The 21,321-nt window shown below is 63.3% G+C and carries 23 protein-coding genes and 1 pseudogene; 18 read left to right on the plus strand and 6 right to left on the minus strand.

What is annotated here, in order from left to right; translation table 11 throughout:
* Nucleotides 1–118: 118 nt before the first annotated feature.
* On the minus strand, nucleotides 119–826 hold the full coding sequence (locus tag WCY17_RS07695; RefSeq protein WP_372701595.1) for an SAM-dependent methyltransferase: 708 nt from the start codon (nucleotides 824–826) through the stop codon (nucleotides 119–121).
* Nucleotides 823–1,413, minus strand: a complete 591-nt coding sequence (locus tag WCY17_RS07700; RefSeq protein WP_372701596.1) for a nucleoside triphosphate pyrophosphatase — start codon at nucleotides 1,411–1,413, stop codon at nucleotides 823–825. Before WCY17_RS07700 ends, WCY17_RS07695 begins: the two co-directional genes overlap by 4 nt.
* 51 nt (nucleotides 1,414–1,464) lie before the next feature.
* On the opposite strand from WCY17_RS07700, the gene WCY17_RS07705 reads away from it, so the two are divergent.
* From WCY17_RS07705 to recO, 17 genes and pseudogenes are all read left to right on the plus strand, one after another.
* A complete protein-coding gene (locus WCY17_RS07705; protein WP_372701597.1) occupies nucleotides 1,465–1,971 on the plus strand; it encodes a DUF177 domain-containing protein in 507 nt (168 codons plus the stop codon).
* Between the two features lie 64 nt (nucleotides 1,972–2,035).
* Nucleotides 2,036–2,218 carry a 50S ribosomal protein L32 gene (gene rpmF / locus WCY17_RS07710; protein ID WP_372701598.1) on the plus strand — a complete coding sequence of 61 codons (183 nt, stop codon included), beginning with the start codon at nucleotides 2,036–2,038 and terminating at the stop codon, nucleotides 2,216–2,218.
* Nucleotides 2,219–2,241: 23 nt separating this feature from the next.
* Nucleotides 2,242–3,300 carry a phosphate acyltransferase PlsX gene (gene plsX / locus WCY17_RS07715; protein WP_372701599.1) on the plus strand — a complete coding sequence of 353 codons (1,059 nt, stop codon included), beginning with the start codon at nucleotides 2,242–2,244 and terminating at the stop codon, nucleotides 3,298–3,300.
* 18 nt (nucleotides 3,301–3,318) lie between these two features.
* On the plus strand, nucleotides 3,319–4,293 hold the full coding sequence (locus WCY17_RS07720) for a beta-ketoacyl-ACP synthase III (protein ID WP_372701600.1): 975 nt from the start codon (nucleotides 3,319–3,321) through the stop codon (nucleotides 4,291–4,293).
* A 10-nt stretch (nucleotides 4,294–4,303) separates the two neighbouring features.
* Nucleotides 4,304–5,236, plus strand: coding sequence for an ACP S-malonyltransferase (fabD, locus tag WCY17_RS07725; RefSeq protein ID WP_372701601.1), 933 nt, complete (start codon nucleotides 4,304–4,306; stop codon nucleotides 5,234–5,236).
* A 1-nt stretch (nucleotide 5,237) separates the two neighbouring features.
* Nucleotides 5,238–5,978: a 3-oxoacyl-ACP reductase FabG gene (gene fabG / locus WCY17_RS07730; RefSeq protein WP_372701602.1), complete on the plus strand. Its 741-nt coding sequence runs from the start codon at nucleotides 5,238–5,240 to the stop codon at nucleotides 5,976–5,978.
* 125 nt (nucleotides 5,979–6,103) lie between these two features.
* Nucleotides 6,104–6,343: an acyl carrier protein gene (acpP, locus tag WCY17_RS07735; RefSeq protein WP_372686673.1), complete on the plus strand. Its 240-nt coding sequence runs from the start codon at nucleotides 6,104–6,106 to the stop codon at nucleotides 6,341–6,343.
* A gap of 130 nt (nucleotides 6,344–6,473) precedes the next feature.
* Nucleotides 6,474–7,703, plus strand: coding sequence for a beta-ketoacyl-ACP synthase II (gene fabF, locus WCY17_RS07740; RefSeq protein WP_372701603.1), 1,230 nt, complete (start codon nucleotides 6,474–6,476; stop codon nucleotides 7,701–7,703).
* A 51-nt stretch (nucleotides 7,704–7,754) separates the two neighbouring features.
* Nucleotides 7,755–8,354 (plus strand): RNA polymerase sigma factor RpoE, encoded by a 600-nt coding sequence (gene rpoE, locus WCY17_RS07745; RefSeq protein WP_372701604.1) that lies wholly within the window; start codon nucleotides 7,755–7,757, stop codon nucleotides 8,352–8,354.
* A 12-nt stretch (nucleotides 8,355–8,366) separates the two neighbouring features.
* Complete coding sequence (locus WCY17_RS07750) at nucleotides 8,367–8,900, plus strand: sigma-E factor negative regulatory protein (RefSeq protein ID WP_372701605.1); 534 nt, start codon at nucleotides 8,367–8,369, stop codon at nucleotides 8,898–8,900.
* Nucleotides 8,900–9,895 (plus strand): MucB/RseB C-terminal domain-containing protein, encoded by a 996-nt coding sequence (locus WCY17_RS07755; RefSeq protein ID WP_372701606.1) that lies wholly within the window; start codon nucleotides 8,900–8,902, stop codon nucleotides 9,893–9,895. Before WCY17_RS07750 ends, WCY17_RS07755 begins: the two co-directional genes overlap by 1 nt.
* A 24-nt stretch (nucleotides 9,896–9,919) precedes the next feature.
* Nucleotides 9,920–11,389 (plus strand): DegQ family serine endoprotease, encoded by a 1,470-nt coding sequence (locus tag WCY17_RS07760; protein WP_372701607.1) that lies wholly within the window; start codon nucleotides 9,920–9,922, stop codon nucleotides 11,387–11,389.
* A gap of 99 nt (nucleotides 11,390–11,488) precedes the next feature.
* Nucleotides 11,489–13,281, plus strand: a pseudogene (gene lepA / locus WCY17_RS07765) (translation elongation factor 4).
* Nucleotides 13,278–14,165: a signal peptidase I gene (gene lepB, locus WCY17_RS07770; protein WP_372701608.1), complete on the plus strand. Its 888-nt coding sequence runs from the start codon at nucleotides 13,278–13,280 to the stop codon at nucleotides 14,163–14,165. The pseudogene lepA and the gene lepB overlap by 4 nt, the downstream one beginning before the upstream one ends.
* Complete coding sequence (gene rnc / locus WCY17_RS07775) at nucleotides 14,165–14,917, plus strand: ribonuclease III (protein WP_372701609.1); 753 nt, start codon at nucleotides 14,165–14,167, stop codon at nucleotides 14,915–14,917. Before lepB ends, rnc begins: the two co-directional genes overlap by 1 nt.
* The gene (gene era / locus WCY17_RS07780) at nucleotides 14,910–15,803 is read left to right on the plus strand and encodes a GTPase Era (RefSeq protein ID WP_372701610.1); all 894 of its coding nucleotides are present in this window, start codon (nucleotides 14,910–14,912) and stop codon (nucleotides 15,801–15,803) included. The genes rnc and era overlap by 8 nt, the downstream gene beginning before the upstream one ends.
* Entirely contained in the window at nucleotides 15,796–16,395 is a 600-nt protein-coding gene (recO, locus tag WCY17_RS07785; RefSeq protein WP_372701611.1) for a DNA repair protein RecO, read from the plus strand. Before era ends, recO begins: the two co-directional genes overlap by 8 nt.
* Nucleotides 16,396–16,410: 15 nt before the next feature.
* Here the strand turns inward: recO and WCY17_RS07790 are convergent, their stop codons facing one another.
* The 3 genes from WCY17_RS07790 to WCY17_RS07800 all read right to left on the minus strand — a co-directional run bounded on the left by WCY17_RS07790 (nucleotide 16,411) and on the right by WCY17_RS07800 (nucleotide 19,162).
* Entirely contained in the window at nucleotides 16,411–17,112 is a 702-nt protein-coding gene (locus WCY17_RS07790; RefSeq protein ID WP_372701612.1) for a Bax inhibitor-1/YccA family protein, read from the minus strand.
* A 125-nt stretch (nucleotides 17,113–17,237) separates the two neighbouring features.
* Nucleotides 17,238–17,675, minus strand: coding sequence for a DNA polymerase III subunit chi (locus WCY17_RS07795; RefSeq protein WP_372701613.1), 438 nt, complete (start codon nucleotides 17,673–17,675; stop codon nucleotides 17,238–17,240).
* Entirely contained in the window at nucleotides 17,672–19,162 is a 1,491-nt protein-coding gene (locus WCY17_RS07800; RefSeq protein ID WP_372701614.1) for a leucyl aminopeptidase, read from the minus strand. Before WCY17_RS07800 ends, WCY17_RS07795 begins: the two co-directional genes overlap by 4 nt.
* A 64-nt stretch (nucleotides 19,163–19,226) precedes the next feature.
* On the opposite strand from WCY17_RS07800, the gene lptF reads away from it, so the two are divergent.
* On the plus strand, nucleotides 19,227–20,336 hold the full coding sequence (gene lptF / locus WCY17_RS07805; protein ID WP_372701615.1) for an LPS export ABC transporter permease LptF: 1,110 nt from the start codon (nucleotides 19,227–19,229) through the stop codon (nucleotides 20,334–20,336).
* Here lptF and WCY17_RS07810 read toward each other — a convergent pair.
* Nucleotides 20,230–21,246, minus strand: a complete 1,017-nt coding sequence (locus WCY17_RS07810) for a LysR family transcriptional regulator (protein WP_372701616.1) — start codon at nucleotides 21,244–21,246, stop codon at nucleotides 20,230–20,232. The genes lptF and WCY17_RS07810 overlap by 107 nt on opposite strands.
* Between the last annotated feature and the right edge of the window lie 75 nt (nucleotides 21,247–21,321).

Here is a 21,321-nt window from a genome sequence, read left to right on the forward strand (position 1 = left end):
AGTTGCGTCTGCAGCCTCGAAAAACCGTTCAAAACAACACGACAAATGCTTCACAAGCATCAACGAGCTGATGGTCACTGAAAAACAGCGATCTCAGCCTGCTGACGAAATATGCGGGCTAGCTGGCCAGAAACAGAAACAGCGTAGGTTTTCTGTCCAGATCGGGCCGGGCATTCTGGCGCCACTGGGCGATGCTGCGAGTCATGATGGCTTCATCCGCGCAGGTCAGGGCGCTGGCGACGCACAGGCGCGTGCCCGGATGCAGGCTGCGCAGCAGGGCATCGAACAGGGCCGCGTTGCGGTAGGGGGTTTCGATCAGGATCTGCGTCTGCGATTGCCGCCGCGATTCGGTTTCCCAGCGACGCAGGCAGGCATCGCGCTCGGGTGCCTTGATGGGCGCATAGCCATGAAAGGCAAAACGCTGGCCCTGCAGGCCGCTGGCCATCAACCCGAGCATGATGGACGACGGGCCCGTCCAGGGGACCACCCGTATGCCCAGGGCATGGGCCTGGGCCACGACCCGTGCGCCCGGATCGGCAACGGCCGGGCAACCCGCCTCTGACACCAGGCCCAGATCGGCGCCCGCAGGCATCCCCTGCAACCAGTGGCGAATCTGCGCATCGCCCGTGTCGGCCCGCAAGACCTGGATGTCGATTTGCGCCAGGGGAATGGCGGTCTCGAGCTGTTTCAGGAAGGCGCGGGCTGACTTGGCGTTTTCGGCAATGAAATGCCGCAGCTGGACGGCGATTTCCTGGGCGTGGCGCGGCAGCCAGCGATCGGGGGGGCTGTCGCCCAGGCCCACCGGGATCAGGTGCAGGGTGGTCATGGCGTGCGGGGTGGGGGGCTGAGAGGATCGAGACCAAAATGGCGCAGCATGCGGCACAATGCCATCAACGGCAGGCCGATGAGCGCCGTGGGGTCTTCGCTGCGGATCGATTGCATCAGGGCGATACCCAGTTTCTCGACCTTGGCGCTGCCAGCCGTGTCCCAGGGCTTCTCGGCGTGCAGGTAATAGTGGATCTGGGCATCGGTGAGCGGCAGGAAATCACACTCGGTGGCGATCGTGTCGCATTGTTCCCGTGTGCCCCGGCGTACGCAGACGGCGGTATGAAATCGTACGGTCTGTCCGCTGAATTGCCGCAACTGGGCAAAGGCCGCGTTCTGGTTGCCCGGCTTGCCGATGGCCATGCCGCCGAATTCGGCCACCTGATCCGAACCGATCACCAGCGCATCGGGTGCCGTTCGGGCCACATGCCCGGCTTTCTGGACAGCCAGCCGCAAGGCCTGGGCTTGCGGTGTTTCACCGGGCTGGCGGGTTTCGTCGATATCGGGTGCCCGTACTTCGAAGGCCAGTTGCAGGCGCTCGAGCAGGCTGCGCCGATAGGGTGAGCTGGAGGCGAGGATCAGTTGCATGTTCGTGATTTTATCAAGTAACATGCTATGTTTTCCTTTATGGCTAAAGCCATGGTGATCGATTCGATTGCCTTTGCCCGTTTGGGGCACGAGCTTTCGGGCACGCTTCAGGTGGGCAGCTGCAGTCGGCTGTGCCAGGGGTTGCCGTCGCCGCAGGCTGGCTCGGTGGTCTGGTCGCTTGCCGGGCGTCACGAGCCCGGTGCAGACGGGGCCTGGCTCGACGTTCGCGCGCAGGGGTGCGTACGTGCAGTGTGTCAGCGCTGCCTGCAACCCTTTGACCTCGAGCTGCGGGTGCACCGGTCCCTGGGTCTGGTCGAAAGCCAGAGCCAGCTCGATGCCATGGACGCGCTCCAGACAGAAGACCCCGACACCGAGTACATGCTCGCAGAGGCGCATCTCGAGGTGCTCGAACTGATCGAAGACGAGCTCATCCTGGCCATGCCGTTTGCCCCGCATCATGAACATTGCCCCGCGCCGATGCCCGGTGGCGCTGCACCAGAAGACGGCCGGAAGTCGCCTTTCGCGGTGCTCGCCACGCTGAAGCACGGGAAAAACTGAACGCATTATTTTCAACCCAGGGGTCTGCCCATACCAGCGGGCAGCCCGGATCACAGGAGTCATCATGGCTGTCCAGCAAAACAAGAAGAGCCCATCGCGGCGTGGCATGCATCGTTCGCATGATTCTCTCGCCGTGCCTGCCACGGCCATAGAGCCCACCACGGGCGAACTGCACCTGCGTCACCACATCAGCCCCAATGGCGTGTATCGTGGGCGCAAGGTCATCCAGACCAAGAACGACGACTGATCCAGCCGCTCTGCGCCGAACGGATGCCTGAACGTCGCGTCTGCATCGCCATCGACTGCATGGGCGGTGATCATGGGTTGCCGGTCACGGTGCCGGCCGCCGTGGCCTTTGTTCGCGCGCACGCCGATGTGCGTTGCCTGTTGGTGGGTGATGAATCCCTGATTGCGGCCGCGTTGCAGGATCAGGCGGCGCCGCATGGCGCATTCGAGGTCATTCATGCGTCCGAGATCGTGACCATGCATGATTCGGTCGAGATTGCCCTGCGGCGCAAGAAGAACTCGTCCATGCGACTGGCGGTCCAGGCTGTCAAGGACGGCCAGGCACAGGCCGCCATATCGGCCGGCAATACGGGTGCCTGGATGGCCATCTCGCGCTACGTGCTCAAGACGCTCGATGGCATCGACCGGCCTGCCATTGCGACCGCGCTGCCCAATCAGGCGGGCGGCGCCACGACGGTGCTCGATCTGGGGGCCAATGTCGACTGTTCGGCCGAGCATCTGCTGCAGTTCGGCCTCATGGGGGCCGCCCTGGTCTCCACGGTCGATCGCAAGGCCCAGCCGGTCGTGGGGCTGCTCAACATCGGTGAAGAACTCATCAAGGGCAACGAGGTCGTCAAGCAGGCGGCCGAGCTGTTGCGGGCCAGCGGCCTGAATTTCCACGGCAATGTCGAGGGCGACGATATCTTCAAGGGCACGGTCGACGTGGTCGTGTGCGATGGGTTCGTGGGCAATGTGGTGCTCAAGTCCATCGAGGGCCTGGCGCGCATGATCGGCACCATGATGCGCGAAGAATTCCATCGAAACCCGCTCACCAAGGCCGCTGGCCTGGTGGCGACACCCGTGCTGCAGCGCTTCCGCGCCCGGGTCGACAATCGCCGCTACAATGGTGCGGCTTTGCTGGGGCTGCGCGGGATCGTCATCAAGAGTCACGGGTCGGCCGATGTCTATGCATTTGGCCAGGCGCTGATGCGTGCCCGGGAGGCCGTGCTCAATGGCCTGCTTGAAGGCACTGTCCAGCGCCTCGATGTTTTGCGCAGCCAGATGTTGCCGTCCGTGCGAGGCGACGCCGGGCTGTCCTCCTAGTCTCTTTTGGAACCGATCATGCCGTTTGCCAGGATCACAGGAACCGGCGGCTATCTGCCCCCCCGTATCGTCACCAACAATGATCTGGCTGCCGATCTGGCTGCACGGGGTATCGAAACATCCGACACCTGGATTGTCGAGCGCACGGGCATCCATCAGCGCCATATCGCCGAACCGGGCGTAAAGACCAGCACGCTGGCCACGGCTGCGGCCCGGGCTGCCCTCGATAGCGCGGGGCTGCAGGCGGGCGACATCGATCTCATCATCGTGGCCACGTCCACGCCCGACTTCATCTTTCCCAGCACGGCCTGTCTCGTGCAGGCCAATCTGGGTGTGGGCGGTGCTGCGGCATTCGACATCCAGGCCGTATGCAGCGGGTTTGTCTATGCTCTGGCCACGGCCAATGCGTTCATCCGGTCGGGGCAGGCACAGCATGCGCTGGTCATCGGCGCCGAAGTCTTCTCGAGCATCCTCGACTGGAATGATCGCCGCACCTGCGTGCTGTTTGGCGATGGCGCAGGCGCCGTCGTCCTCAGTGCCGCCGAAGCGCCGGGCGTTCTGGCCACCAGGCTGAACGCCGACGGGCGTCAGCAACACATTCTGTGCGCGGCCGGAACGGTCGAGGCGGGCAAGGTCACCGGCGACCCATTCCTGCGCATGGATGGCCAGGCCGTGTTCAAGCTGGCTGTGAACTCCCTGGTGCAGTCGGCACGCGACGTATGCGCGCAAGCAGGCATAGCCATCGACGATATCGACTGGATGGTGCCCCATCAGGCGAACATTCGTATACTGAACTTCATCAGCCGCCGGTTGGGTCTGTCCGACGAGCGTCTGGTGGTCACGCTCGATCGGCACGCCAACACGTCAGCCGCCAGCGTGCCGCTCGCGCTTGATGTCGCCTGCCGCGATGGCCGCATCCGCGCTGGCCAGACCGTGCTGCTGCAGGGGGTGGGTGGCGGTTTCACCTGGGGCTCGGTGCTGGTCAGGATTTAAGGTTCGACTCATGAAGATTGCGTTCGTATTTCCCGGTCAGGGCTCGCAGAGTGTCGGCATGATGGCTGCCTGGGGCGGCAACGATGCCGTGCGCAGCACCCTGCAGGCCGGCGATCAGGCATTGGGTGAAGATCTCTCCGGCCTCATGGAGCGCGGGCCGGCCGACGCACTCAACCTGACTGCCAACACGCAGCCGGCCATGCTGCTGGCCTCCGTGGCCGCATACCACGCCTGGTTGCAGGCGGGCGGGCGCCCGCCGGATCTGGTCGCGGGGCACAGCCTGGGCGAGTATTCCGCCCTGGTGGCGGCCGGGTCCCTCGATCTGGCCGATGCCCTGCGTCTCGTGCGGGTGCGTGCAAATGCCATGCAGTCGGCCGTACCGGTGGGTGAAGGCGGCATGGCGGCCATTCTGGGTCTGGCTGACGAAGTCGTTGCCCAAGTGTGCCATGAGGCCGCGGATGGCGAGGTCGTCGAACCCGTCAATTTCAATGCGCCCGAGCAGGTCGTGATCGCGGGTCATGCCGCCGCGGTCCAGCGTGCCTGCGAACGGGCGCGTGCAGCCGGTGCCAGGCGGGCGCTGCCTTTGCCGGTCTCGGCACCGTTTCACTCGAGTCTGCTCGAGCCGGCAGCCGCCGTGCTGCGCAACGCGCTGGCCGAATTGCCCTTGCATGCGCCCGGCATGCCTTTGGTCAATAATGTCGATGTCGCCAGCCCACAGGATCCGCAGGCCATTCGCGACGCGCTGGTGCGTCAGGCCTGGCACCCGGTCCGCTGGGTCGAAGTCATCCAGGCCTTGAGGCAACGGGGGGTGGGCCACGTGGTCGAATGTGGCCCGGGCAAGGTTCTTGTCGGGCTGATCAAGCGGATCGATCGCGATATGCAGACGTACAACATCAATGATCCGGCGTCCCTCAGGCAGACGCTGGACGCTCTCGGAGGCTGACATGTCAGATGCTGTTCTGGCGGGCAGGATTGCCCTGGTTACGGGGGCCTCGCGCGGTATCGGCCGTGCGACGGCGCTCGAGTTGGCGCAGGCTGGCGCCACGGTGGTGGGTACCGCCACCACGGAATCCGGTGCCCAGGGCATTCGCGAGGCACTGGCGGCTTACGGCGGGCGGGGCATGGTGCTCGATGTCACCGATGAGGCCGCGTGTGACGCGCTGCTGGCTGAACTCGCCGCCGAAGGCGCGCCCCATATACTGGTCAACAATGCCGGCATCACCCGTGACGGCCTGATCCTGCGCATGAAGGACGAAGACTGGGCCGCAGTGCTGCAAACCAATCTGGCTGCCGTCTTTCGCCTGTGCCGGGGGGTCGCCAGGGTCATGATGAAGGCGCGCTGGGGCCGTATCATCAACATCACGTCGGTCGTCGGCTACAGCGGCAATCCGGGCCAGGCCAATTATGCGGCCTCCAAAGCCGGCGTGGCAGGCCTGTCGCGTTCGCTGGCCGCCGAACTCGGCAGCCGAGGCATTACGGTCAACTGTGTGGCGCCCGGTTTCATCGATACCGACATGACGCGCGCACTGAGTGATGCGCAGACGGCTGCCATTCTGCAGCAGATCCCATTGGGACGGCTGGGGTCGCCCGCCGAGGTCGCGTCTGCCGTGGCCTGGCTGGCCAGCCCCCAGGCCGCGTATGTCACCGGTACAACGGTGCATGTCAATGGTGGCATGTACATGTAGGGTGGCCGCTACAGATGCGCGCCGACTAAGGTAAAATCCGTCAAAAGTTTTTTCATTCCCTTCCCGCAGCCCGGTTCCTGAAGTTTGGCTATAATTCGCGGGGTTTTCCCAAACTGGAGATATGCATGGAAAGCATCGAACAGCGCGTCAAGAAGATCGTCGCTGAGCAACTCGGCGTCAACGAAGCCGAGATCAAGAACGAGTCTTCCTTCCTTGACGACCTCGGTGCCGATTCGCTCGACATGGTCGAACTCGTAATGGCCCTCGAAGACGAATTCGAAACCGAGATTCCCGACGAGGAAGCTGAAAAAATCACCACGGTGCAGCAGGCGATCGATTACATCACGTCGCACAGCAAGCAGTAATCCCTCCCGTCCCGGCCGCCCTGGCGGCCGTATCAGGTCAGGCGGTTCATGGCGGGTCGAGTTCGGGCGCAGGCTGCATTGCTGTCCGGTACCTGCCAAGGGCCGCCTTTCCCATTTACAGGAGTCCATCGTGAAGCGACGCGTCGTGATCACTGGCCTGGGTATCGTTTCGCCTGTCGGCAACGACGTGCAGACTGCATGGGGAAATATCCTGGCAGGCCAGTCCGGCATCGGGCCGGTTACGCGCTTTGATGCATCCGTACTCAACAGCCAGATCGCCGGCGAAGTCAAGGATTTTGACATCACCGGGTATGTGCCCGCCAAAGAAGCCCGGCAGATGGATACCTTCATCCATTATGGGGTGGCTGCCGGCATCCAGGCCTGGCGTGATTCAGGTCTCGAGATCGACCGCGAAGATGCCGATCGCATCGGGACCATCATTGGCTCGGGCATCGGCGGGCTGCCGCGTATCGAGGAAACCCAGGCCGAATTCCTGCAGCGCGGCGCGCGCCGCATCTCGCCCTTTTTCGTGCCGGCCTCGCTCATCAATCTCATTTCGGGGCAATTGTCGATCCTGCTGGGTCTCAAGGGGCCCAGCTACGCGGTGGTTTCGGCCTGTACCACGGGCCTGCACTGTATCGGCGATGCGGCGCGCCTGATCGAATACGGCGATGCCGATGCGATGGTGGCGGGTGGTGCGGAAAGCTCGGTGTCGCCGCTGGGCATGGGCGGGTTTGCCGCCATGCGTGCCCTGTCCACACGCAATGATGATCCGGCAGGTGCCTCGCGCCCATTCGATCGTGACCGTGATGGGTTCGTACTGGGCGAAGGGGCCGGGGTGCTGGTTCTCGAAGAGCTCGAACATGCGCGCAGGCGTGGTGCGCGCATTTATGGCGAATTCCTTGGCATGGGCATGAGTTCGGACGCACACCATATCACCAGCCCCGACCAGGATGGCCCCCGGCGCGGCATGCTGCATGCCTTGCGCAACAGCGGGGTCAATGCCGATGACATCTCTTACGTCAATGCGCATGGCACGTCCACACCGCTTGGCGACAAGAACGAAACCTGCGCCCTCAAACTGGCCTTTGGTGATCACGCGCGCAAGCTGGTGGTCAATTCCACCAAATCCATGACAGGTCATCTGCTGGGCGCAGCCGGCGGTATCGAAGCGGTGTTCACCACGCTGGCTGTCCACCATCAGGTGTCGCCTCCCACCATCAATCTGGTTCATCAGGATCCCGAATGCGATCTGGATTACTGTGCCAATCAGGCGCGCGATCTCGACATCCATGTGGCCTTGTCCAACTCGTTTGGCTTTGGCGGCACCAATGGCTCGATGATCGTCGGGCGGTTCTGATCGCGCCCGGCCAGGCAGGCGGCACAAGGGGCGCCGGGGCAGGCGCGTCTCATGGCTGAACGGGATGTGGATCAGGCGCTGGTCCGACGGGTGCAGGGTGGCGAGCGCCAGGCATTCGACCTGCTGGTCATCAAATACCAGCGCCGCATCATGCGCCTGCTGGCCCGCCTGGTGCATGATCCTGCCGAAGTCGAGGACCTCGCCCAGGACGTCTTCATCAAGGCCTGGCGTGCCTTGCCGCAATTCCGGGGTGAAAGCGCGTTCTATACCTGGCTCTACCGCATTGCGCTGAACACGGCGCGCAACTGGCTGGCCACCCGCAAGCGCCAGCCGATCCGCGTGGATGCCCCTGAAAACGAGGACGGCGAAACTTTTTCAGCCGATGACAGCCTAACTGATTACACCACGCCCGAGTCGGCCGCGGTCAGCCGCGAGATCGTGGATACGATCAACCACACGATCGAGGATCTGCCCGAAGACCAGCGTACTGCCATCGTACTGCGCGAAATCGAAGGGATGACTTATGAAGAAATTGCCCAGATCATGCAATGCCCTGTCGGAACCGTTCGCTCACGCATCTATCGTGCGCGTGAAGCGATTGCCCACCGCCTGCGCCCAGTGCTCGGAAATGGCGCTGACCGCCGCTGGTGATGGGGGGCATTGATGGAAGCGCACACACCTCATGACCTGGACCACCTGGCCCCCCGGGACACCGACTGGGAGGCCAATATCTCCGCCTGGGTCGATGGCGAGGCCGACCTGCGTGCCGAAGAGCTCGACAATCCGTACGGGCGGCAGGTCTGGGATACCTATCATCTGATTGGCGATGTCATGCGCAGTGCCGACCTTGCGATACGTCCATCGGATCGCTTCTATGCCAGGCTGTCGGCAGCCGTGGCCGCCGAACCGGTCGTTGCCACGTCCGTCGCCTGGTGGCGCAGGCCAGCGGCCCGCCAGACCTTTGCGGGGCTGGCCATGGCTGCAGCCGTGGCGTCGGTGGTCTGGGTCAACTGGTCTGCGCTGCTCGGGCCGCAGCCGGTTGATACGGCGCCACGTCTGGCCCTGGCGACCGACGTGGAACCGGCACCGCTCACGGGCACGGATGTCAGGCTCGATGGCTATATGGCGGCGCATCGGGCCATGACGGGCGGCGCACCCATACGGCAGGTGGCCTTCGATCCCATGGGGCAGCACTGATGTCGGGTCTCTGCCTGGGTTTTCGTCTGGGGGTGCTGCTCTGGCTGGGCAGCCTGGTGCCGCTTGCCCAGGCCCAGGACACCTTGCCCGCGGATCATCCGCTGAGCGCGCTGACCCAGATCCAGAACGCGGCACGTACGCTGGATTATGCCGGCATCACGGTCTACCAGCAGGGCCGCAGCCTGCAGGCCGCTCAGCTTGTCCATTGGGTCGATGGCTCGGGTGAACGCGAACGGTTCGAAACGCTCGATGGCGTGCCGCGCGAGTGCCTGCGCGAGAACCGCAGCGAGCAGTGCCTGTATCCCGATCAACGGCTGGTGGTGCATCGCACGGTGGGCGCCGACCACTTTCCGGCGCTGCTGCAGGCAGACCCCGGGCTGATTAGCCAGCATTATGAGTGGCGCCCTGCATTGGGTACCTATCGCGTGGCCGGGCGCGATTGCATGGTGTCGGAACTGGCGGCGCGTGATACCCTGAGATACAGCTATCGTTTATGCACCGATCTCGAGAACCATCTGCTGCTGCGCACGCAAACGTTCGATCAGCATGGCCACCTGGTCGATCAGCTCGCGTTCAGCCGGCTCAAGCTCAGCCCGGACATCAAGCCGGCCGACATGGCGTCCCGGCATGACGTGCAAGGCTGGACGGTTCACCAGGAAATCCATCGCAGCGTCGATCTTCTGGCACAGGGCTGGCGCTTTGCACTGCCGCCCGGTTTCAGGCCACAGGCCGAAATCACCTATCAGGCAAACGCCGGGCAAAGCGTCGATCAGCTGGTGATATCCGACGGATTGGCGGCCATTTCCATTTTTGTTGAAACCTTTGATCCTCAAAGGGATCAAAACCTCCAGGAAGGCAGTTTGCGCCAGGGTGCCATCAACATCTATCGCATGCGCCTGGCGACATACTGGCTCACGGCCATGGGCGAGGTACCGGCGCAAACGGTGCGCGACGTGGTTCATGCGGCCCAGTATGTGTCCAAAACTGTTCGTTGATCATTTCACAGCAAGGAGAATCGAATGATTCTGTCTTATTCAGGCAATTCTGGTTCGTCCACACTGGCCCGCTGGGTGGCTGGCACGGTCGCCAGCCTGGCCCTGGTCTTCAGTGTGCCTGGTGGGGTTGCACAGGCCCAGGACAACACAGCGCAGGTGGCGTTGCCCGACTTCACCCGGATCGTCGCCGAAACAGAGGGTTCGGTGGTCAATATCCGCACGACCGAGACGGTTCCCGTGCGAGGCGGCGCGCGAGGCCCAGGGGCGGATCCGTCCGAACTCTTCCGGTGGTTCTTTGGCCCCGATTTCAATCCGCCGGGCTTTGGCCAGGCGCCGCGTACACCGGGCCAACCACAGCCGCGCGAGCGTACGGTGCCGCGCGGCATCGGTTCGGGGTTCGTCATCTCCAAGGATGGCTACGTGCTGACCAACAACCATGTCGTCAACAATGCCAATGACATCTTCGTCACGATGACCGATGGTACCGAATACACTGCCAAGGTCATCGGAACGGACGCGCGCACCGACATCGCACTTTTGAAGATCGATGCCGACGGCCTCAAGCCGCTGCCGATTGGCGACTCCGATGAACTCAAGAAGGGCCAGTGGGTGCTCGCGATCGGTTCACCCTTTGGTCTGGATTCCACCGTCACGGCGGGCATCATCAGCGCCATCAATCGCGATACCGGTGACTATCTGCCGTTCATCCAGACCGATGTGGCCGTCAACCCGGGCAACTCGGGCGGGCCGCTGATCAATCTGGATGGCCAGGTGGTGGGCATCAATTCGCAGATCGTTTCGCGCAGCGGTGGTTTCATGGGCATTTCGCTCGCCATCCCCATCGATGAGGCGCTGCGCGTGGTCGAGCAGCTCAAGGCGCATGGCAAGGTCACGCGCGGGCGCATCGGTGTACAGATCACCGAAGTCGCTGATGACGTGGCCAAGGCCCTGGGCCTCGACAAGGCCAAGGGCGCCATGGTCAGCAATGTGGATCCGGACGGCCCTGCTGCCAAGGCCGGGGTGCATGCGGGCGATGTGATCCTGAACTTCAATGGTCACGAAATCGATCATATGGCCGATCTGCCACGCCTCGTGGGTGCCACGCAGCCCGACACCAGGACCACGCTGAAGGTCTGGCGCAAGGGCAAGACGGTCGAGCTCAAGGTCAAGGTCGGCGAACTCACCGAAGAGCAATCCAGCGGCCCTGCGCAGAATGAAGGCCCGGCGACCGACAGCACGGTCGACCGCCTGGGCCTGCGCGTCCAGTCCGTGCCCGATGGCGATACCCAGGGCGTGCTGGTGGATCTGTCCGAAGGGGCGGCGGCCGAGTCCGGCATCGAACCGGGAGATATCATCCTGCGCATCAATGACAGCGATATCCACAATCCCAAGCAGTATGCCGAGATCGTCGCCAAACTGGATGAGTCGCGTCCGGTCGTCGTACTGGTCAGCCGCGATCAGCAATCACAGTGGGTGATCGTCAAGCCCGAGTGAGCCTGATCCGATCCCATTGCCAAAACGGCTAAAATGAAGAAAGAACGAGAAGGGGGCGCCCGCGGCGTTCCCTTTTCTTTTTTCTTTCTTGGGTAACGTATGGACCACATCCGCAACTTTTCCATCATTGCGCACATCGATCATGGCAAGTCCACTCTGGCCGATCGCCTGATCCAGCGTTGTGGCGGCCTCCAGGATCGCGAAATGTCGTCCCAGGTGCTCGATTCGATGGATATCGAGCGCGAACGCGGCATCACCATCAAGGCGCAGACGGCGGCACTGCAGTATCGCGCGGCCAACGGGCAGGTCTATCACCTGAATCTCATCGACACGCCCGGCCACGTCGATTTTTCATATGAGGTCAGCCGCTCATTGTCGGCCTGCGAGGGGGCCTTGCTGGTGGTCGATTCCACCCAGGGGGTCGAGGCGCAAACGGTCGCGAATTGTTATACCGCCATCGATCTCGGGGTCGAGGTGGTGCCGGTGATCAATAAAATGGATCTGCCATCGGCTGATCCCGATGCGGCCGCCGCCGAGATCGAAGACGTCATCGGCCTGGATGCCTCGGCGGCCATACGGGCCAGCGCCAAGACCGGGCAGGGGATCGACGACATTCTCGAGGCCATCGTGCACCGGATCCCGGCGCCTCGGGGGGATCCGGGCGGGGCTCTGCAGGCGCTGATCATCGATTCCTGGTTCGACAACTACGTCGGTGTGGTGATGCTGGTGCGCATCGTCAACGGGGTGCTGCGACCGCGTGACAAGATCCTGCTGATGGCGACAGGGGCCACGCATCTGTGCGAACAGCTGGGTGTGTTCACGCCGAAATCCGAGCCTCGAGAGCAGTTGGCCGCAGGTCAGGTGGGCTTCGTCATCGCCGGTATCAAGGAACTCGAACACGCCAAGGTGGGTGACACCATCACCTTGGCGGGCAAGCCCGCGTCCAGGCCACTGCCCGGTTTCAAAGAGGTCAAGCCTCAGGTCTTCGCGGGGCTTTATCCGGTCGAGTCCAGTGCCTATGACCAGCTGCGCGATTCGCTCGAAAAGCTCAAGCTCAACGATGCCTCGCTGCTGTTCGAGCCCGAAGTCTCCCAGGCCCTGGGTTTTGGCTTTCGCTGCGGCTTTCTGGGCCTGCTGCACATGGATATCGTGCAAGAGCGCCTCGAGCGCGAGTTCGACATGGACATCATCACCACCGCGCCCTCGGTGGTCTACGAGGTCCTGGTGCGCGACGGTTCGGTCGTCATGGTCGACAGCCCGGCGCGCATGCCCGAACTCGGGCACATCGTCGAAATCCGCGAGCCGATCATGACAGTGACCCTGTTCATGCCGCAGGAATATGTCGGTCCGGTGATGTCCCTGTGCAACAATCGCCGCGGTGTGCAGCTCAATCTCAGTTACCATGGGCGGCAGGTGCACTTGGCCTATGAAATTCCGCTGGCCGAGATCGTGCTCGATTTCTTCGATCGCCTCAAGTCGGTTTCGCGGGGTTACGCGTCCATGGATTACGAATTCAAGGAATACCGCGTGGCCGATGTCGTGCGCGTCGATCTGCTCATCAATGGCGACCGGGTCGATGCGCTTTCCATGATCGTGCACCGGGCCAATGCCCGCCCGCGTGGGCGTGAAGTGGTCACCCGCATGCGCGGCCTGATCCCCCGGCAGATGTTCGACATCGCCATCCAGGCGGCCATAGGCGCCGAAGTGGTGGCCCGCGAGAACGTCAAGGCCCTGCGCAAGAACGTGCTGGCCAAGTGTTATGGCGGCGACATCTCGCGCAAGCGCAAATTGCTCGAAAAACAGAGGCAGGCAAGAAACGCATGAAACAGGTCGGCAACGTCGAAATTCCCCAGGAAGCCTTCCTCGCCGTGTTGCAGGTTGACGACAAATGAACTGGGACTTTGCTCTGCTGCTCTTTGTGGCGCTGGTGGTCACCGGGCTCGTCTGGCTGCTCGACAGACTGGTCTTGCGGGGTCGCAGGCAGCAAAGGGCCGAGGCCGCCGCGCAGGCCTGCCGCAACAATGCGGCAGGCCTCGACGAGGCCACCCTCGAAGCCGAGTGCAGGCAGGTGCGCGAGCGTGCAGTGAAGGCGCCCTGGTGGGTCGAATACGCGATCAGCTTCTTTCCCGTGATCCTGTTCGTGTTTCTCCTGCGCTCGTTCGTTGTCGAGCCATTTCGCATCCCGTCGGGCTCGATGCTGCCAACGCTCGAAAATGGCGACCTGATTCTGGTCAATAAATATGAGTATGGTATCCGTCTGCCGGTGGTGAACCGCAAGATCCTCGATCTGGGTTCACCGCAACGGGGTGATGTCGTGGTATTTCGCTATCCTGTGGATCCCGCTGTGGATTACATCAAGCGGGTGGTGGGCCTGCCTGGTGACGTGGTCGAATATCGCCACAAACAGCTGTACCTGAACGGCTCGCCGGTGCCGCGCACGCGCGACGGCGACTTCTACGAACCGGACCGGGCCAATTATGTCGCCCAGTACCTCGAGCAGCTCGGCACCGTATCACACCGTATCCTGCTCAATACCCAGGCTTCACAGGATCTCATGCCGATCACGCGCTTCCCTGATTTTTCCGATTGCTCATATCGTGCAGGCGGCGTGCGCTGCACCGTGCCACCCGGGCACTATTTCGTCATGGGTGACAACCGCGACAACAGTCTGGACAGCCGCTATTGGGGGTTCGTGCCGGATCGCAATCTCGTCGGCCGGGCGTTCTTCATCTGGATGAACTTCAGTGCCCCGAGCCGTATCGGCAGGTTTCACTGATGGCCTCGCTCGGCCAGCTGCAGGACGCCCTGGGCCATCCATTCCAGAACCCCGCGTTGCTGATCCAGGCGCTGACGCATCGCAGCCATGGCAAGCCCAACAATGAGCGGCTCGAATTCCTGGGAGACTCCGTACTGAATTTCGTCGTGTCCACCCTCCTGTTTGCCGAGCACGAACGGATGGATGAAGGCGCACTATCGCGCTTGCGCGCCAATCTGGTCAAGGAATCCAGCCTCGCCGAGATCGCCGTCGACCTGGGCCTGTCCGACCACCTGCGCCTGGGCGAGGGTGAGCTCAAGAGCGGTGGTTTCAGGCGGCCTTCGATTCTGGCCGACGCCCTCGAGGCCATACTGGGGGCCATTTATCTGGATGGTGGCCATGCGGCGGCCCGGCGTACGATCGAGCGCCTGTACCGGCCTGTGCTGTCCCGGCTGGGCCAGGATGACGTGGGCAAGGATGCCAAGACCCAGTTGCAGGAACTGCTGCAGGGCTACGGCCACCCCTTGCCGGTCTACGATGTGCTCACCACGCATGGCGCAGCGCATGAACAGACATTCGATGTGGTGTGCCATGTCGAGCCGCTGGATGTGCACGAGCAGGCATCGGGGCCGAGCCGGCGCAGCGCCGAACAGGCCGCCGCGGCACGGGTACTGGCGCAACTGCGCACACGCGGGTCCTTGCGCAGGAAGGCCACCGGGCGGCGCCGGAACGTGGCGTCGCCCGAATCTCATTCGAGTACATCCCATGACTGACGCTGCACCTTCCCGCTGTGGCTTTGTTGCGCTCGTAGGGCGACCCAACGTCGGCAAGTCCACCCTGGGCAATGCGCTGGTGGGTGTCAAACTGTCCATTGTGTCGCGCAAGGCGCAGACGACACGGCATCGGATCAACGGGGTGCTCACGCGGGGTACCGACCAGTTCATTTTTGTCGATACACCGGGGTTCCAGACGCGTCACGGTGGTGCCATGAACCGCATGATGAACCGCGTCGTGACGCAGGCCCTGGCCGAAGTCGACGTCGTGGTGCATGTGGTGGAAGCCGGCAAGTGGTCGGCGGGTGACGCTGCGCTCCTGCCCCTGCTGCCGGCCGGCCGGCCGGTGATCCTGGCAGTCAACAAGATCGATGCCCTGAAAGACAGGAACGCGCTGTTCCCTTATGTGGAAAAATGCACACAGGCCTACCCCTATGCTGCGGTTGTGCCGCTCAGTGCCCTGCGCGCGATCCAGCTCGAACCTCTGCTGGATGAAATCGCCACGCGTCTGCCAATGGCGGAACACCTGTTCGAGGCTGATGCCCTGACCGACCGGCCCGTGCGTTTCCTGGTGGCCGAGCTGATCCGCGAGAAGATCTTTCGCCTCGTGGGTGATGAACTGCCCTATGGCTGCACGGTGATCATCGAGCAGTGGGAAGAAAATGAAACCGGGGCCCGCATATCAGCCTGCGTCGTGATCGAACGCGCGAGCCATCGTCCGATCCTGCTGGGCGCCGGCGGGCAGCACATGAAGCGCATCGCCACCGAAGCCCGTCAGGATATCGTACGCCTGCTCGAAAAGCCGGTGTTCCTGGATATCCATATCAAGGTGCGCAAGGGCTGGTCGGCGCGCGAATCGGCCCTGCGCGAACTGGGCTATGAGTAAGGGGCGTGGGCCACGCATCTATGATGCGCCTGCCCACGTGCTGCATGCCAGCGCGTGGCGCGAGACCTCACTGATCGTGCAGGCTTTCTCGCGCGACCACGGGCGGCTGGCGCTGGTTGCCAAAGGCGCCAAGCGTCCTTATTCGGCATTGCGCCCCGTGCTGGTGTGTTTTCAGCCCCTGTGGCTGTCGTGGTCGGGCAGTGCAGAGGTGCGTACCCTGATCCGGGCCGAGTCCGGCCCGGTGCGCTTGCTGGATGGCCAGGCCCTGATGTCGGCCTGGTATCTGAACGAACTCATCCTGCGCCTGTTGCCCCGTGACGATGCAGATCCGCAGGTATACGACGCGTATGTGGCGGCACTGGATACGCTGGCGCAGCCTGCGGAAAACGCGGCCGCGACCCGGGCGGCGTTGCGCCGCTTCGAGTGGATCCTGCTCGAGCGGATCGGCTATGGGGCCGACGTGCCCATGCCGGACTTCATGGATTTGAAGGTTTCAGCGCTGGCCCGTCGGCAGTTGCGCGAACGCCTCGAGCCATTGCTCGAGGCGCCCCTGCGTACCCGGCGCGTGCTGCTGGAATTGCAGCACTATTGAACGGTTGAACCGGATTCAGTCGCGGCTGCCGCCGAAGATGCCCAGAAGCATCAGCAGATTGACGAAAATGTTGTAGAGATCGAGGTACACGGCAAGCGTGGCCGAGATGTAGTTGGTTTCGCCCCCACGTATGATGCGCTGCAGATCGACCAGCAGGAAGGCCGAGAAGATGCCGATGGCCAGCACCGAGAGGGTGAGGGTCAGCGCCGCAATCTGCAGGAAGATGTTGGCCAGCATGGCCACGAGCAACAGCACCACGCCGACGAACAGGAACTTCTGCCAATGGGTGAAGTCGCGCTTCGTGGTGCTGGCCACCGTGGCCATGGTGCCGAAGACCGCAGCGGTGCCCCCGAAGGCCAGCATGATGAGCTGGGCGCCATTGCCCATGCCCAGAACGAAGCCCAGCATGCGCGACAGCATGAGGCCCATGAAGAACGTGAAGCCCAGCAGAAGGGCGACGCCCAGCGAGCTGTTCTTGTTGCGTTCGACAAGGAACATGAGCCCGAAGGCGCCGATCAGGAAGATCAGCGAGCTGGTACCGGGGCTTTCGCTCATGAACTGATTCATGCCGGAAGACAGGCCGATGGCCGCCCCGAGCACCGTGGGGATGAGCGACAGGGCCAGCAGCCAGTAGGTGTTGCGCAGTACGCGGTTGCGGGCCACCGCCGAGGTGGACTGCGAGCCGGCATGCGGCAGGGTTTGACGGAAGTCGGACATGGCGGTTTCCTGATAAGAGCCCGATCCAGGTGGTCGGGCAGACAAACATGTGAATCTTACAACAAGCTGAACTGGCAAGTCCATGCCTTGATTGATGATTTGGACCTGAATTGTGCCAGAAGGTTTCAATCGGCTCCGGTGGGCAAGGCATGGCTGTGCAGTTCGAGGCCCTGTTTGCGGTATTGCTGCCAGCGCTGGCGTGCCGCAGCCCGGTCATCGGGGTGTTCGGACACGATTTCCAGAATTCTGGCAAATCGGGCTGCATGTGGGGGGCAGGCCAGGTCCAGGTTGAGCAGCCAGCCGCAGGCTGACAGCGCCCGCAGGTCAGCCGGCTGATCCACCAGGACTACGGGGGCATGGTCCACCAGGGGGTCCTGGGCATGCACGTGCGGGATGAAACTGACCGGATCGAATGACCACAGCAGCGTGTCGTAGCGCTGCAGGCGGCGGGCATCGGTGCACCAGACCGCCATGCGGTGCCCGGCCTGCACATGGCGCGCCGTGGTTCGGCAGGCCATGCGCAGGCGGTGGCGGGCGCCGTGGGCAAAATCAACCCGGCTCATGCGGCACATTGCCCCAGCAAGTAGTTGACCAGCAGGGGAACCGGGCGCCCCGTGGCCCCTTTCTGCTTGCCTTCGAGCCAGGCCGTGCCGGCGATGTCGAGATGGGCCCAGGTGTACTTTTTTGTGAAGCGCGACAGAAAGCAGGCCGCAGTCACGGATCCCGCGGCGCGCCCGCCGATGTTGGCCATATCGGCAAAATTCGATTTGAGCTGCTTCTGGTATTCATCCCCCAATGGCAGGCGCCAGGCGGGATCGAGCGCTGCACGGCCCGCGGCCAGCAATTGCTCGGCCAGAGCGTCGTCGGTCGAGAACAGGCCGCTGTTGACATGGCCCAGCGCGATGACACAGGCCCCTGTCAGGGTGGCGATGTCGATGACGGCAGCCGGCTTGAAACGTTCGGCGTAGGTCAGGGCGTCGCACAGGATCAACCGCCCTTCGGCATCGGTATTGAGGATCTCTATGGTCTGCCCTGAAAGGCTGGTGACGATGTCACCCGGCTTGTTGGCTGTGCCGCTGGGGAGGTTCTCGCAGCTGGGGATGATGCCCACGACCTCGCGTGGCAGATCGAGTTCGGCCACGGCGCGCAGCGTGCCGAGCACGCTGGCGGCCCCGCACATGTCGAATTTCATTTCATCCATGGCCGCCGCCGGCTTGATGGATATGCCGCCCGCATCGAAGGTGACGCCCTTGCCCACCAGCACGATGGGGGCCGCGGTGCCGGGTGTGCGGGGTACATGGCGCAGGATGATGAAGGCCGGCGGTTCGGCCGAGCCGCGGGCGACCGACAGGAACGAGCCCATCTTGAGTGCCTCGATCTTTTTCTGGTCGAGCACTTCGGCCTTCAGGGTCTTGAATTCCCTGGCCAGCTGGCGCGCCGTCTGGCCGAGGTAGGTGGGCGTACAGATATTGGGCGGCAGGTCGCCCAGCAGGCGCGCGAGGTTGACCCCGGCCCCTGTTGCCGCACCCTCGGCCAGGGCCGTGCGCACCGCCGCGGCCTGGCTGCGGGCGCACTGCACCACGAACTGTTGCAGGGCCACCGGCGGCTTGGTCTCGCTGAGCGTCGCATCGTATTGGTAGCAGGCGGCTGTCACGGCCTGGGCTGCGGCACGGGCGCAGTCTGCAGCGCTGCCATCGGTGCATGGCAGGGTGCACAGCGTGGACACCGCATGAGCCACCCCCGCCCGCACGCACAGGCCTGCCAGTACCGCATGCGCCTGCCTGAGGGTCGCGGCATCGAGCGTATCGGGTTCACCCAGACCGAGTAGAATGACGCGTTCGGCTGCGAGCCCCGCAGGGGCATGGATGACCAGGCTGTCGCCGGCCGCCGCTTTGAACTCTGCCTGCACGATTTTCTTCAGGGCGCCCTGCATGGCCTGGTCGAGTGCCTGGGCATCGGGGCTCAGCTGCCCACCCTTGAATACGCCTACAGCCACGGCCTGGGTCTTGACAGTATGCAGGGTGCTGCCGCTGCTTGTGCTAAATTTCATCAGTTTTCCTCTGTGTTCCAGGTGAAGACAATAGTCCGATACGGTTCATTATTCCGCATTTTCCATGTCCCTGTTCAAGCGTGCCGTCGTATCCGAGATTGTCAGCCATGGGGGGATCGTCTTTTCAACCCTGCTGGTGGTCTGGCTCAGCGTACTCATCGTGCGCCTGCTGGGTGAAGCGGCCAATGGCGACATCGGGGCCAACGTCGTGCTGGGCCTGGCCGCTTTTTCAAGTATCACGGCCTTGCCGGTGATTCTCTCGACAGCGCTCTTCATTGCCGTGCTCACCACGGTCACGCGCAGCTACCGCGAGTCCGAGATGGCCGTGTGGTTTGCCAGCGGCCTCTCGCTGCTGCAATGGGTGCGGCCCATCATGTGGTTCGCCGTGCCGGTGGCGCTGGTGGTGGCGACCCTGACCCTGGCGGCCTCGCCGTGGGCCTATGGCCAGATTGCCGAGTATCGCCAGCGTTTCGAGCAGCGTTCGGATCTGTCACGTGTGGCCTCCGGGCAGTTCATCGAGGCGGACGACGGGCGCAGGGTGTTCTTTGCCGAGCCGCCCGAGCACCCCGATGACGAACTGGGGCGGATTGTGGCACGGGTGGCTGACCCCGAATGGCTGAGTGTCGTGGTGGCCGACAGCGCGGCCATCAAGACCGAAGACAATGGCGATCGTTTTCTGGTGCTGGGCCCGGGGCACCGCTATGATTTCCGGGAAGGGTCCTCCGAGATGCGCCTGCTCGATTTCGAGCGCTATGGCGTGCGGATCGAAAGCCGCAGTGATCCGGCCACCCTCGAAGCCGCGCGCCAGAAGGCGCTGCAGCAGATCAAGGCCAGGCCCACGCTGGACCTGATCCGTCAGGCCGACAGAGAATCGCTGTCGCAATTGATGTGGCGTCTGTCGCTGCCTCTGGCTGCGCTGAACCTGGCTCTGGTGGCCTTGCCGCTGGGCGCTGTCAACCCCCGGCTGGGGCGTTCGGGCGATCTGCTGCTGGCGGGGCTGCTGGCCCTGCTGTACATGAACCTGATCAATCTGTCACGCAGCTGGATCGATGATGGGGTCCTGCCCTTCAGCATCGGCCTGTGGCTGGTGCATGGGGTGTTCCTGGCCCTGGGGTTGGGCCTGCTGTGGTGGCGTACGCGTCTGCGTCGGCCTCGCCCGCCGGATCCGGCATGAGCAGGGTATCCGAATGCCCCTGCAGCAGGCTGCGGTTCATGCTCACCGCCTGTTTCAGATGGTTCCATAGCGCCATGATGCGACGCGTGTGACGCAGATCCTCGTGGCAGTACATCCAGAAACTGCGCGTGATCCGGATCTCGCTGCCCAGCACCGGCTGCAGTTGCGGGTTCTGCGCAGCCAGGAAGCACGGCAGTATGGCCAGGCCCTGGCCCCCGAGACAGGCCTGATACTGGGCCAGGATGCTGGTGCTGCGGAAGGTCACCCGCGAAGCCTGCACCAGATCGTCGAGATAGCGCAGCCGATCGCTGAACAGCAGTTCGTCGACATAGCCAATGAACCTGTGGTGGTTCAGGTCGGCGCGTTGCCGGATGGCAGGATGATTGGCCAGGCAGGTCTTGCTGCCATACAGCATCAGGGTATAGTCAGTGAGCCGGGTGCACAGATAGGGGCCGCGCTGCGGGCGTTCGAGCGCGATGGCAATGTCGGCCTCGCGCTTCGAGAGGCTGATGAACCGAGGTACGGGCAGGATATCCAGCGTCATGGCCGGATGCCGGCGCTGGAAGTCGACCATCAGCGGTGTCAGAATGATGCTGCCAAAACCTTCGGTGGAACCGATGCGCACATGGCCCGACAGGCTCTGCGCCGCACCGCTGAGCGTTTCCTGGGCGGCCAGCAGGGCACTTTCGACGGGCTCGGCATAGGTCAGCAGGCGTTGGCCATCTTCGGTCAGGGTAAAGCCGCTGGCGCGTGATTTTTCAAACAGGGTCACACCCAGCGCGTGCTCGAGCAGGCGGATGCGCCGCGTCACGGTGCTGTGCTGCACGCCCAGGCGCTGTGCGGCCGCACTGGCGCGCTGCGTGCGGGCCACCTCGAGGAAGTAGCGTACGGCGTCCCAGTCGTGGATCATGGAGGGCCCTTGTGCAATGGTTGTCAACGAATGTGCAAATATTTTGATGGCAATATGTTTTTTACACAACTAAAC

The sequence above is a fragment of the Castellaniella sp. genome (genome assembly GCF_041677825.1).
GTDB lineage: Bacteria > Pseudomonadota > Gammaproteobacteria > Burkholderiales > Burkholderiaceae_B > Castellaniella.

Excerpts from the sequence above, each read along its gene's own strand:
- WCY17_RS07695 (WP_372701595.1), bottom strand. The coding sequence starts at position 826 with ATGACCACCCTGCACCTGATCCCGGTGGGCCTGGGCGACAGCCCCCCC.
- WCY17_RS07700 (WP_372701596.1), bottom strand. The coding sequence starts at position 1,413 with ATGCAACTGATCCTCGCCTCCAGCTCACCCTATCGGCGCAGCCTGCTC.
- WCY17_RS07705 (WP_372701597.1), top strand. The coding sequence starts at position 1,465 with ATGGTGATCGATTCGATTGCCTTTGCCCGTTTGGGGCACGAGCTTTCG.
- rpmF (WP_372701598.1), top strand. The coding sequence starts at position 2,036 with ATGGCTGTCCAGCAAAACAAGAAGAGCCCATCGCGGCGTGGCATGCAT.
- plsX (WP_372701599.1), top strand. The coding sequence starts at position 2,242 with ATGCCTGAACGTCGCGTCTGCATCGCCATCGACTGCATGGGCGGTGAT.
- WCY17_RS07720 (WP_372701600.1), top strand. The coding sequence starts at position 3,319 with ATGCCGTTTGCCAGGATCACAGGAACCGGCGGCTATCTGCCCCCCCGT.
- fabD (WP_372701601.1), top strand. The coding sequence starts at position 4,304 with ATGAAGATTGCGTTCGTATTTCCCGGTCAGGGCTCGCAGAGTGTCGGC.
- fabG (WP_372701602.1), top strand. The coding sequence starts at position 5,238 with ATGTCAGATGCTGTTCTGGCGGGCAGGATTGCCCTGGTTACGGGGGCC.
- acpP (WP_372686673.1), top strand. The coding sequence starts at position 6,104 with ATGGAAAGCATCGAACAGCGCGTCAAGAAGATCGTCGCTGAGCAACTC.
- rpoE (WP_372701604.1), top strand. The coding sequence starts at position 7,755 with ATGGCTGAACGGGATGTGGATCAGGCGCTGGTCCGACGGGTGCAGGGT.
- WCY17_RS07750 (WP_372701605.1), top strand. The coding sequence starts at position 8,367 with ATGGAAGCGCACACACCTCATGACCTGGACCACCTGGCCCCCCGGGAC.
- WCY17_RS07755 (WP_372701606.1), top strand. The coding sequence starts at position 8,900 with ATGTCGGGTCTCTGCCTGGGTTTTCGTCTGGGGGTGCTGCTCTGGCTG.
- WCY17_RS07760 (WP_372701607.1), top strand. The coding sequence starts at position 9,920 with ATGATTCTGTCTTATTCAGGCAATTCTGGTTCGTCCACACTGGCCCGC.
- lepB (WP_372701608.1), top strand. The coding sequence starts at position 13,278 with ATGAACTGGGACTTTGCTCTGCTGCTCTTTGTGGCGCTGGTGGTCACC.
- rnc (WP_372701609.1), top strand. The coding sequence starts at position 14,165 with ATGGCCTCGCTCGGCCAGCTGCAGGACGCCCTGGGCCATCCATTCCAG.
- era (WP_372701610.1), top strand. The coding sequence starts at position 14,910 with ATGACTGACGCTGCACCTTCCCGCTGTGGCTTTGTTGCGCTCGTAGGG.
- recO (WP_372701611.1), top strand. The coding sequence starts at position 15,796 with ATGAGTAAGGGGCGTGGGCCACGCATCTATGATGCGCCTGCCCACGTG.
- WCY17_RS07790 (WP_372701612.1), bottom strand. The coding sequence starts at position 17,112 with ATGTCCGACTTCCGTCAAACCCTGCCGCATGCCGGCTCGCAGTCCACC.
- WCY17_RS07795 (WP_372701613.1), bottom strand. The coding sequence starts at position 17,675 with ATGAGCCGGGTTGATTTTGCCCACGGCGCCCGCCACCGCCTGCGCATG.
- WCY17_RS07800 (WP_372701614.1), bottom strand. The coding sequence starts at position 19,162 with ATGAAATTTAGCACAAGCAGCGGCAGCACCCTGCATACTGTCAAGACC.
- lptF (WP_372701615.1), top strand. The coding sequence starts at position 19,227 with ATGTCCCTGTTCAAGCGTGCCGTCGTATCCGAGATTGTCAGCCATGGG.
- WCY17_RS07810 (WP_372701616.1), bottom strand. The coding sequence starts at position 21,246 with ATGATCCACGACTGGGACGCCGTACGCTACTTCCTCGAGGTGGCCCGC.